1 protein-coding gene (cut by a window edge) is annotated in these 12,144 nt (G+C 65.3%); it reads right to left on the bottom strand.

The window, feature by feature from the left end; translation table 11 throughout:
• Positions 1-12,144, bottom strand: the 5' end (the start) of a protein-coding gene (locus K2U94_RS04555) for an LEPR-XLL domain-containing protein (RefSeq protein WP_243066075.1). It extends 16,470 nt beyond the left edge of the window; 12,144 of the gene's 28,614 nt are visible here — the first part of the coding sequence; its start codon is at positions 12,142-12,144; its stop codon lies beyond the left edge, outside the window.

Genomic DNA, 12,144 nt, shown 5'->3' with positions numbered 1-12,144 from the left:
ATCGGCGGTCGCATAACCCAGCGTCGCCGTTCCGGCGCCATAGGTTTCCGTCTCCACTTCCTGATCGACCGAACCGCCGCCGCGCGCCGAAATGTCGATCGCGCTGGCGCTGGAGAGCGCGGCGCCGGCGTCGACCAGCACTTTCGCTATGTCGGTGTGCGAGACGATGCCGGCATAAACCGCCGCGCCGGAAACGGCGCCGCCGGTGGTGAAGGCCACGGTGTCATAGACCGCGAAATCGTTTTTCGCCGCGAGGACGAAGCTGTGGTTGTTGTTGCTGACGCCCGGCTCGGTGATCGAGGCGTTCGCGTCGACTTCGACGATCGTGGTGAAGCTGATGTTGGTGTGGTCGCTCGCGCCGGCCCCGCTGGCGAGGCCGCCGGTGTCGCCCTTGATGTTCTGGGTCGTCGAGCCGGTGAGCGCAGGCTTGTCGGCATGGCTCGCCGCATTGATCGACACGCCGCCCGCCTTGATCTGCGCGGAGGCGCCGACCGTCGCGGTCGTATGGGCGGTGATGTCGTGCTCGATCTCGCCGCCTGCTCCAGCGAACAGGCCGCCAGCGAAAGTGGTGATCTGCGAGTTGAAGGTCGCGGTCGTGTCCGCGCCCAGCGAGAACGCGCCCGAGAGGTAGATCGTCGATCCGCCGCCGATCGTCGCGCTGGTCGTGGCGTTGTCCGAAGTGTCGGCGACCGAGGACGAGCCGGAGACGAGGCCGCCCGAGCCGGCGTTGGTATAGGCGAAATTGTCGTTGTGGCCCTTGGCGCTGACGCTCAGGCTGCCGTCGGAAAGCGCCAACGTTCCCATATGCACATTGGCGCCGAGATAGGCTTCCGTGTCGGTATTCGAATTCACCGTCGACGAGGCGAGACCCGCCGCGACAATGCCGAAGGAATTACTGTCGGCGCTGGCCTTCTGGCGCGTCGAATTGACCGCGCTCACCACGGTCGCGCCGGCGACGCTCAAAGTCGCGCCAGCCGCGATGAAACTCTTGACCTTGCTGTTGTTGTTGATCACCGCATTGGTGCTGGTGACGCCGATGAGCGCGCCGGCGGAACCCTGCGAATCGACGATGGCGTCATAGCCGCTCGCCGGCAGGACCGTATGCGCAAATACGGAAAGCGCATTGGCGGTAATCGAATCGGAAGCGCCGACGGACGCCGTCACATTGGGGTTGATGGTGATTTCGGTCAGAGAAACGCCGACCGCGAGCCCGCCCGCCGACACGCCGAAGACGTCGCCTTCAGTCTTGAACGTGGCTTTCGCCTCGACGCTGACGAGGCTCGCCGCATCGACCGTGGCGTGGTCGCCGATCGCGGCGGTGACGGCCGGGTCCGCCGTCAGGAAGGCGAAATTCGCCGTGCCGGCGCCGATGCCGGCGGCGATCGCATAGGTCTTCAGAGTCGCATTGACGGTCGAGCTCGCCGTCACGCTGAGGGACGCGACGGGCGAGCTGCTGCCAATATCAGCGTAGGAATCGACTGTCGCCGAGACGCTGCCGTCGACATTGAGAATGGTGAAGGTCGCGCCGGCCGCATAGGCGCCGACATTGGCCTGGCCGGCAAGCTCGGAGAAATTGCGCGTCGCCGTAGCCGACAGCGAGACATTATTGGCGAAAAGAACATTGCCGAGCGTCGCCTGGGCGACGCTGCCGTCGGTGATCGCGACCACGGCCGCGCCGAGGCCGACGAAGCCGACCTGGAGGCCAAGCGAAACGGCGTCGACATTCTCGACCAGATTGGCGTTCACGCCAATATTGCCGCCCGACGAACTCGTGCCATCGTTGGACGCATCGACATTCTCATTCAGCGTCATCACCGTCACCGAGGCGCCCGCCCCGACGACGCCGCCGGCAACCTGACCGAGCCGGGTGGTGACATTGAAGGAATCTGTCGCCTGCACGCCGACGCCCTGGGCGCCATAAACCGTGGCGCCGGCGTCAACTTTCGCGGTCGTTCCGGGAGGAGACTGCGGCGCGTTGTTTTCGGCCGCCTTGATATTGGCCGACTGCAACGACGGATTGTTGTTGACCGTGCTTTGCGCGGAGCCCTGGTTGGTGTTGATGAGGCTCGACGATCTGCCGCTGCCCGGCGTGGTCGAGGTGAATCCGCCTAGCTTTCCGGTCGCTGTGGTCGTTCCCGTCTGCGCCTGATCGGCGGCGTTGCCATCGGGCGACTTGCCGTTGGGTTGGAGGCTGTTCTGCGAATCGCCGTCACTGTTTTGATAGGTCGGCTGGATTTGCGACCCGACGGACCAGACCAGAATCGACGCGCCGACGCCCACCGCGCCGCCGGCGCCGCTGATCACATAGCCGGTCAGGTTCTTGATCGCGGCGGCGTTCACCTCGACATTGTCCTTGGCGTAAAGCTGCGCGCTCGGCTTCACTTCCGCCGCCGTATTGGCGTTGATGATGGCGACGTCGACCGCCCCGGTGACGCCGACGAAGCCGCCGGCGACGCCGATGACATAGGCCTGGAATTCGGTGTCGTCGGAGGCCGCGACATAGACGCTTTGATCCGAATTGCCGGTTCCTGGATGAGCCTCGTTGATCTGGGCGCTCGAATTGACGGTCGCCAGAGTGGTCGTGTTGATGACCGCGACGCCGACCGCGCCGGACACGCCCACGAATCCAACGCCGCCCGCGGCGACGATATGGGTGATGTCCTCGGTGGACTGGGCCTGGACGATGACGCCATGGGCCGTGGTCGTGTCGAAGGACGAGCCGCCGCTGATCGTTCCGGTCAGGACGCCGCCGACGCCGCCGCTGGCGCCGAGCCCATCGACATGGGCGTAGCTTCCGATCGTCGCCTCGGTGTCCTTGCCGACCACCATGACGCCGACGGCGCCGCCGACGCCGACGAAACCGCCGGCCAGAGCGCCCGACAATTCGAGTACATGAGTCGTGTCCTGAGCGGAGATGAAGACATCGCCTCCGGCGGAAACGACGGCGTAATCGCCGATCGAGGCGATCGTGACATTACTGACCGTCAGCACGTCCACGACCGCGCCGACGCCGACCGCGCCCGCGGCGACGCCAATGCCGACCATGACGATGTCTTCATTGCCGGTCGCTTCGACCGCAATATTGTTGCGCGCCTGGACGTTCGCATGGTCGCCGATCGTCGCGCGAACCGTATTGTCGATGACATTGACCCCGACGGCGGGCGCCACGCCGACCGCGCCGACGCCGACGCCGACGCCCAAAGTCATGTGGTAGAAATCGTCGCCAGCCCCGACGAGCACCGACTGGTTGCTGCTCGCCCCTGAAGCGCCGTTCACCGTGGCGTTGCTGCCGATATAAGCCTCGGTGTTGTTGGTGACGACATCGACGCCCGCCGACACGGCCACGCCGACCACGCCGCCGCCCAAAGTGAGCACCAGCGAGGTGATCTCGTCCTGATTGGTGGCGGCGACCGCAACGCCGTGGAAGCCGCTTTGCTGATCGACCGAAGTCGTGCGCGCGCCCTGGAAGGCCGGATCGTTGACCGACTGGCTCTGGCCGCTGCCGGTGAGATCCATGCCGCTGATTTGCGGCGTCCCCACCTGCCCTCCCGACTGGAAGGACGAACGGTCGCCCGACTGCGCCGACTGAATGGCGGACGAACCCGCAGTGCTGCCTTCGATGCCCTGGGCCGCTTTGATCGACTGGTTCGAGCCCGCTCCTTGCGAGGTGAAGGCGATCGCGTTGCTGTTGGCTTCGGCGTCGGCCCTGGTGTTGTAAAGCTTGAAATTGCCGCCGCCGATGTCGCGGACGTAATAATCGGCGCCGCTCGTCAGGCCATGAATCGCCGCGCCGCCGTCGCCGGCGTTATAGGCGACCTGGTCGCCCGTTTTCAGACCGGTCCCCGTACCGAGGTGAATCGTGCCCGCGCCCGTGCTGACGGCGCTCGACGCGAAGGTTCCGCCCGCATTGGGCGTGAATGTCGGCGCGGAATTGTCGACGCCCGTGTCGATGCGCCCGGTGTTCACCGCCAGGCCGAGGCCGTTGCCCTTCCCGCTCACATTGGCGCCGTCGCCGATGAAAGACTTCGTGTCCTTGCTGAAGACATTGACGCCGGCGCCCGCGGCGACGCCGACCTCGCCGACGGCGAGGTCGCCGACAACTTCGGTGATCTTGCTGGCCTCGTTGGCCGATATCACGACGCTGCCGCCGGCCGTCACATTGCCGGCGCCGTAATTGACGGCATTGTTGTAATAGGTCGAATTGTCGTTGGAATCGTTGTCGTGGCCGATGAAGGCGAGCGTGTTCACGTTGAAAATGTGGACCCCGGCGTCGACGCCGACCGAAACCTGGCCGACCGCGATGCCGGCCGCGACCGAAATCAGATTTTCCTGAGAATTGGCGGTGACCTGGATGTCGCCGTCGGCGGTCAGGGTCACGCCGGAATCGATATAGGCGTAGGTCGTCTTGCTGTAGGTCCCGACATCGGCGCCGACGCCGACGCTGGCGCCGCCGCTGCCGGCCAGCGAGCCCGCGACCGAAATCACCGAGGTCGTGTCGGACGCCGCGACATCGACGCCGCCGGTCGTGATCGTGATATTCGCGCCGTGCCCGATATAGGCCGTGGTCGTTTCGTTCAGAATATTGATCGGCGCCGAGCCTGCGACGCCGGCGTCGCCGCCGACGCCCGCATCGACCGCGATCGAAAGAATGTCCTCGCTCTCCGTGGCCGTGACGTTCAACCCGTCCGCCGTCACATGCGTATTGGCGCCGACATAGGCGAGCGTGTTGTCGGTATGTAGCATGATCGCCGCCACCGCTCCGACGCCCGCCGTGCCGCCGAGGCCGATGGCGCCGGCGAGCGGGGTGATCGTGAAGGCGTCGGTCGCCGCGAATGTGTCGACGCCATTGCCGTTGAGCGTTCCACCGTCGGCGAGATAGGCCCTGGTGTCGCCATGGATGTCGGCGACCGCGACCGAACCCGCGACGCCGGCCGTGTCGGCGCCGCCCGCCGTCATGACGATGAGCAGCATATTCTCTTCGGCGTCGGCCTTCACATCGACCTTGCCGCCCGCCCTGACGCTGGCGTCGCCGATATAGGCGTAGGTCGTCTTGTCGAGGACCTCGACATCGACGCTGGCACCGATGCCCGCCGAACCGGTGGTCAGGCCGAGCGCGCCGGCGATCGTCGTGATGTCGGTGTTGTTGACCGCATGAACCGAAAGGGTCTGGCCCGAGCCGAGGATGCCCACGTTCTGGTTAATCTGTGCGGAATCGTCGACATAGGCCTTGGTCGTCAGGTTGAAGACATCGACCGTGACCGCGCCGCCGACGCCGACGTCGCCCGTGCTCGCCCCGCCTGCGACCGCGATCGTGGTCGCCGAGGGCTTCAGCGAATCCGGCAGCATCGGAATGTCGATCGTCGAGCGATTGACATCGGTCTCGGCGTAAATCGCCGTCGCGCCGCTGGCGTCCGAAGCGCCGGCGATATAGGCGGTGGTGGTGACGTTGAGCACGGCGACTGAAACCGCGACGCCGACCGCTGTCCCCTCGGAGAAGCCGACGCCCGCCGCGACGGTTTGCGGCGCCAGGGTCGCATTGGCGGTGACATTCACGCCCGCTGTTGAATTCAGCGTCGAACCGCTGGCGGCATAGGCCTCGGTGTCGAAATTATTGATGATGTTGAGGCCGACCGAGCCGGCGACGCCGACGTCGCCCGAGCCGCCGCCCGCCGCGGCGCCCCAGGCGACGAAATTGTCCGACTTTCCGGCCGGCGTGATCGCCTGGATCGTGATCCCGTCAGCATCGACCTTCGACCCCGTGTCGACATGCGCCTTGTTGGTGGCGTTGATCACATTCAGGCCGACGCCCGCGGCGATATTCACATTGCCGCTGCTGAGATTGATGGCCGTGCCAACGCCCTTGGCGGTCGATTCGACGTCGGATTCCGAGTCGATCTTCGCGGATTTGGCTTTGGCGGTGATGACAGCCGAATTGGTGACGCTGGCCGCCGCCGTGACCGACATGACACTGACGCCGACCGCCGCCGCGATGCCGACGCCGCTGCCGCCTTCGCCGGATTCGGAATTGGATTTGGAATTGCCCTGACCGGCGCTGTCCGAGGCGGAAGGCATATTCTGGGTGCTGGAGCTCGACGTGGTCGAATTGTCGTTGACCTGGTGATCGACCTGGCCATCGGCGCCCGACTTGCCGCTCTTGCTGTTCTGTTCCTGGGTGTCGTCCTTCTTCTCGCCGCCGGAGGCCGCGACGGCCTGGACGTCGCTGATCGCCGTCGAATTGGCCATTAGCGTGAAGGCGCCGCCCGTGGTGGTCATGCTGCGCGCGAGTTGCGCGGTGACATTCTCGTTGATGACGGCGACGCCGACCGAGGCCCCGATTGCGACGCTGTCGCTGTTGGCCTCCGCGTCGGCCTCTGTCTTGAATTCGCCGTCATGAGTGGCGGAAATGGTGACGTCGCCGGAGCCAGTAATGGTCCCGCCCGTGCCGACATAGGCCGTCACCGTATCGTTGATGACCGCAACCGAAGCGCCGACGCCGATCGCCGCCGAACCGCCCGAGGCGCCGTTCTGACCATGGGTGAAGACGTAATCGACCGACGACGCCGTGAGCGAGAACGCGCCCGCCGTTCCCGACCACGCCACGCCATCTGCGATCTCCGAATTGACCGTGTTGTTGATCACATTGATCGCGACCGAAGCGCCGATTCCGACCTTGTCGCCCTTGCCGCCGCCGTCCGACGGCGTCGCCGCGGAGAAATTGGTCATGGAGACGGCGGAGGCGATGCTGACGTCGCCATTGACCGTCAGGCTCGCCGTGCTGGGGCCGGCAGAGCCCGGCGTCAAGCCGACGACCGCCTCCGTATCCGTGGTGACGACATTGACCGCCACCGAGCCCGCGACGCCGACGCTGCTGCCGCCGCCGCCGGATTTCGCCGTGGTGATGAAGGAATCGGATTGGTCGATCAGCTTCTGGCTGTCATTGCCATTGCCGGAGATCGTGATCGCCTTGCCGTCGATGGCGTCATTGCGGGAGGCCGCGAGCTGGAATTCGCCGGCGCCGAGTTCGATCACATAATAAGTATCGCCGCTGGTCAGATTGGTGATCGACGCGCCGCCCTTGGCGTCATAGACGATGGCGTCGCCCGTGCGCAGCCCGGACCCCTCGCCCAGATCGAGGACCGTATATTGCCCGTTGCCTTGGAAATTGATCGGGTCGAGAAGATCCGGGGCGCTTACGCCGGCGACAGTGACATATTTATAGAATGTCTGCGTGCCCGAACCTTGGGATGTCAGATTCTTGAGCCCAGCTGTTCCGCCGTTCTCAGCATTTTCCTTCGTATCGTAGAGTTTGACCTTGCCGTCTTCGCCGACGTTGACGTAATAACTGTCGGTGCTGTGCAGCCCGCTAATATCGCTGCCGCCACCTGTCACACCGTCATAAAGAACTTCATCGCCGGTCTTCAGACCCGAGTTCAGGCCGAGGAAGATGGTGTCGCCGGTCGTGTCGACGACTTGTTTGGTCGTCGGATCCATATTGATTTCGCGCTGCGCCATGGTGGCGGACACGGTCAGGCCGGCGGCGTTGATGACTGTCGCATTGCCAATATAGGCGAGATTGGTCACGTGAGCGACATCGACGGAAACCGCCGCGCCGACGCCCACTTTCGCCGTGCCCGCCGCGCTGCCGTCGGCCATGGCGTGGCCGTCGACATTGGCCGCCGAGGTCACCGCGAGCGCGCCGCCAGCGGTGACGTGGCGCGAATCCGGAATATAGGCCTTGGCCGTTCCATTCTCGATCGTGACCGCGACCGCGCCGGCGACGCTGACGCCGCCGTCAGACGTCTTGCCCTTGCTGCTGCTGGCGCCTTGCGTTCCCTTGGCGTTCGAATTGACCTCCTTCGAGGTCGTGTCGGCGTTGCTGGTTTCCTTATTGGTCGTATTGTCGACTGACTGGTCCGTCCCATTGTCGGAATGATTACCGGATCCGTTGTCGCCCTGGCCGCCCTTGACCCCGGCCTTGGCGCTGGATTCGCTGAGCGAGATCGTGCTGGCGGCGAAGCTGACGTCGCCCGCCCCCGCGCCGTTCAGGTCGCGCGCCGTGGTCGCGATCGCGGTGTCGTTGACGACCGAGACAGCAACCGAAATGCCGACGCCGACATCCTCGGATTCGGTGTCGCCCTCGGCCGTCGTGATGACCTTGTCCTGCAACGCCGCCTTGTCGTCGAGCGCGCCGCTGAAGCTCAGAAGACCCGCCGCGCCCTGAGCGCCGATCTTTGCCTCGACGTCATTATTGGTGACCGAAACCGCGACCACCGGGGTGACGCCGACCGACCCCTTCGCCCCGTTTTTCGCCTCGGTGTCCATGTCCTGGCCGAGGCTGGCGTCGAGGGTGACATCGCCGGCGCCCGTGATCGACGCGCCGTCCGCCATCTGGGCCAAAGCAGCATTCTGGCCGTAATTGATCGCGACCGACAGGCCGACGCCGACCTTGGTCCCGTCGCCGCCGCCGTCCGCCGGCAGCGCTTTGGCGACGTTGGCCACGTCCGCATCCGCCGCGAGCTTCAATTCCCCGCCGTGAAGCGTGGCGCTCGGGACGCCGAGGCCGCCTGCAGGATAGCCGGCGTCGGCTTCCGTGTCGGTAAAGGTGACATTGATCGCCAGCGAGCCGGCGACGCCGATATTGCCGCCGCCCGCGCCCGAAGTCGCCCAGGCGCCGAAACGATCGCTCTTCTCGACCAGAGTGTCGGCCGCTCCGGTCCCGGCGACCGAAGACAGGATCATCAGGCCAGTCGTCCCGCCAGCCTCCGCGTGGTCCTGCGTGTCGTAAAGCTTGAGCGTGCCGTCGTCCTGAACGTTGACGTAATAGGTCTCGCCGTCCGTCAGGCCCGAAATCGCCGAATGGCCGCTGGTCGCGTGATAGACGACAGCGTCGCCGGTCCGCAGCCCCGAGGGGCCGACGTCGATGGTGTTCTGCGCCGTATCGACCTTCGCGTTCGGATCGAAGGTCAGCGCGCGCTCGCCCTGCGTCGCCTCGATGTCGAGGCCCCGCGCGTCGATCGTCGCCTGGCCGACATAAGCGAGATTCTTGGCGTTGGCGTAATTGATCGCGACGCCGACGCCGACCCCGACGCCGCCCGCGCCCGCCCCGCGCAGGGCCTGCATCGCGCCCGCGCCTTGCTTGCTGCTGTCGAAATGGATGTAATTGCCATTGCCGGCCTGGGCGTCGCTCTGCTTGGCGTAAAGGCGGAATTTGCCGCCGCCGGTGTCATGGACGTAATAGGTCGCGTCTTCGGTGAGGTTGCCGATCGCCGTGCCGCCCTCGCCCTGGAAATAGGTGACCTCCGCGCCATTGCCGAGGCCGCTGTTGGCGCCGAGATTGATCGTGCTGTTGGCGTAATCGACATTGCCGCCGGAGCCGACGTCCGCGGCGTTGAATTCCTTCTCGCCGATCACCGCGGAGCCGGTCGCCGCCGCGGTTCCGTCGACAATGGCCGAGGACTTCACGCTGAGTTCGCCGCCCGAGGCGGTGACATTCCGCGAATCGCCGATGAAGGCCGTGGACGAGCCAAGCTCGATATTCACGGCGATGGCGCCCGCCACACTGACCGTGCCGCTCGAAGTCGAGGCGGACGGAGACTTGTCGCCCTCCGTCCCCTTGGTCGTCGTGCCGCTCTTCGCCTTGCCGGCGGCCGTGCTCGCCTCGCTGTCGGCGAAGCTCTTCTGGCTGTTGGTCTTGTTGTCGACCTGCTGGCTGCCGCTGCCGCCCTTGCCGTCACTATTGCTGCCGTCGTCGGCCTCGCCGCCGGCGACGCTCGCCTTGGCGGTCGATTGGCTCGCCGACATCAGGGTCGAAAGGAAAGCGGCGGCGCCGCCGGCCGCAATGTCGCTGTATGTCGTCGAAAGCGAGGAATCGTTGACGACATTCAGCGCAATCGAAATGCCGACTCCGGTGCTCGACGATTTGGTGTCGCCCTCGGCATTGGTCACGACATTGTCGCCAAGCGTGGAGCTCGCCTTGAAATCGCCGCCGATCGAAAGATTGGAGTTGGCTCCGACGGTCGTATGCGCGTCATTGTCGGCGACCGCGATCGCGACCACCGGCGTGATCGCCGTGGCTCCCTTGCCGCCGTTCTGCGCCTCCGTCTCCATCACGTGGTTGGCGTTGGCGTCGAGCTCCAAGCCATGCGCGCCGGTCAGCGTCACCGAATTGCCGATGTAGCCGGCAGTCGTATCCTCGCCATAGTTGAAGGCGACGGAGGCGCCGATTCCGACCTTGGTCGCGTCGCCGCCCCCGTCGGCCGGCTTGGCCGAGGCTGTGCTTTCGACATCCGCATCGGCGCTGATGGTGACATCGGGATCGCCATGCAAGGTGACGGTCGCGCTGTCGTCGATATAGGCCTTGTGCTCAAGCACGGTCACATTGACGGCGAGAGAACCCGCGACGCCCACATTCGACGCCCCGCCCGCGCCGGAGGTGGCGTCGGTGGTGAAGCTGGTCGTCCTCGGGGCTGTGACGGTCACGCCCAGAGTTCCGGCGGTGATGTCGTCGGCTCCGGTCAGATAAGCGTCCGCGTCGCGGACCGCGACATTGACGCCGACGCCCACGCCGACGCCGGTCGCGCCGGAGGTCGTGGAGGAGCCGTCGGCGGTGACCGACGCATTGTCGGCGGAAGCCGCCGTCACCGAGGCGGCGCCGGCGCCGGCGTTGATCGTTCCATTGTTCACATAGGCCGTGGTCGCGCCCGTATCGACGCTGACCGCCACCGCGCCCGCCACGGAAATGCTTCCGTCGCTGGTCGAAGCGTTATTGTCCGACAAGGTCTTCTGGCTGGTGTAATTGCTCTCGCCGGAAGCGTCGCCGGAACTGCCCGACGAGCCGCCCTGCGAGGACTTGGCCTCGACCGTGATCGTGCGGTCCGTCGAGGCGCCGATGGTGACGGAGCCGCCGTCGACGGTCGCATTGTCGACCTTGGCGATCGTGTCGCCATAGATGGTTGAAACCGCGACGCCGGCGCCGGCGCTGGCGCCGCTCGCGTCGCCCTTGGTCGTCGCATCGAGCGTGCTGTTGGCGTTCAGATTGGCCGCGCCGGAGGTCGCATTGACCAGAGCGCCGCCCGTTACGGTCAGAGTCGCGCCGCTGGAATAGGTCACATTCGAGATCGCCGCATCGGCGGACGCGCTGCCGCCGCCGCCCGGCGTCGTCGTGGCGCTGATCGTGACATTCGACTCGGCGGTCGCCGTCACCGTGGCGGCGATGAGCTGTGAACTGCCGTCGATTGCCACTTCCGGATCGGCCGCCCCCTGAATCACGACCAATTGCACCGTCGCCTGATCCGCGGCCGCGGTCATCGTCCCGTCGATCTTGGAATCGAGCTCGATGCTGCCGGCGTTGACGACGGAATTATTGGTTATGGCGATCGTCGACGTCGAATTGTTCGAGATCAGCGCGCCCGAAATGGCGCTCATCCCGAGGCCATTTGTGGAAGCGGTCACGTCGTCATGCGCGGTCGCCTTGAACGCGCCGGAAACCTGATAATTGGCGCCGCTCAGGGTGACCCCGGCGTTGTTGAAGACGAAAAGGCCGCTGGTCAGGGCGTCGGAAGCTTTTTGGGACGAAGTGAGCGAAAAATCGCCAGTGATGCTGGCGTGGCCCGAGGTCGTAATATCGGAATCGCTGGTGATGGAAATGCCGAAGCCGATATTCGGATTTGTCGCCGCATCGACGCTGAGGTGATCCGGGTTGGACGTGGAGCCGCCGGCGATCGCCTTGCCTTCTTCGAACGAAATGACCAGACCGCCATTGGGGCTGAAAAATGATGAATTCAGCAGATTGAACGTATCGAGATCGACATGAAGCGTATTCGAATTCGACAGGCCGAGGGACGTGCTCAAGTCGATCGAAACGCTGTTATCTGACCCGGCCTGCGTGAATGTGGCGACTTGCGCTCCGCCGGCCGAATTGAGATCGAGAGCAAAGCTTCGCGCGCCCGTCGCGACGAGATAGAAGGCCTGCCCTGACGCCGCCGTCGAATAGGAAAGGTCGGCCGACATCAAGAGGCGCGGCTCGACCGGCTCCAGGGCGTAAGCCGGACGGCGCTTCGGCTTGGCGCGGAAATATTCCGGCCCCGACGGCTTCTCGGCCGCCTTCGAATCAAGAGGAGCCCGCGCCGCCGTTGAAGCCGCCAT

It is taken from the genome of Candidatus Rhodoblastus alkanivorans (assembly GCF_022760755.1).
In the GTDB taxonomy this organism is placed as follows: Bacteria; Pseudomonadota; Alphaproteobacteria; order Rhizobiales; family Beijerinckiaceae; genus Rhodoblastus; species Rhodoblastus alkanivorans.
Note: the sequence above shows the minus strand (reverse complement) of the source record. Positions and strands in the feature narration are given on the sequence as shown.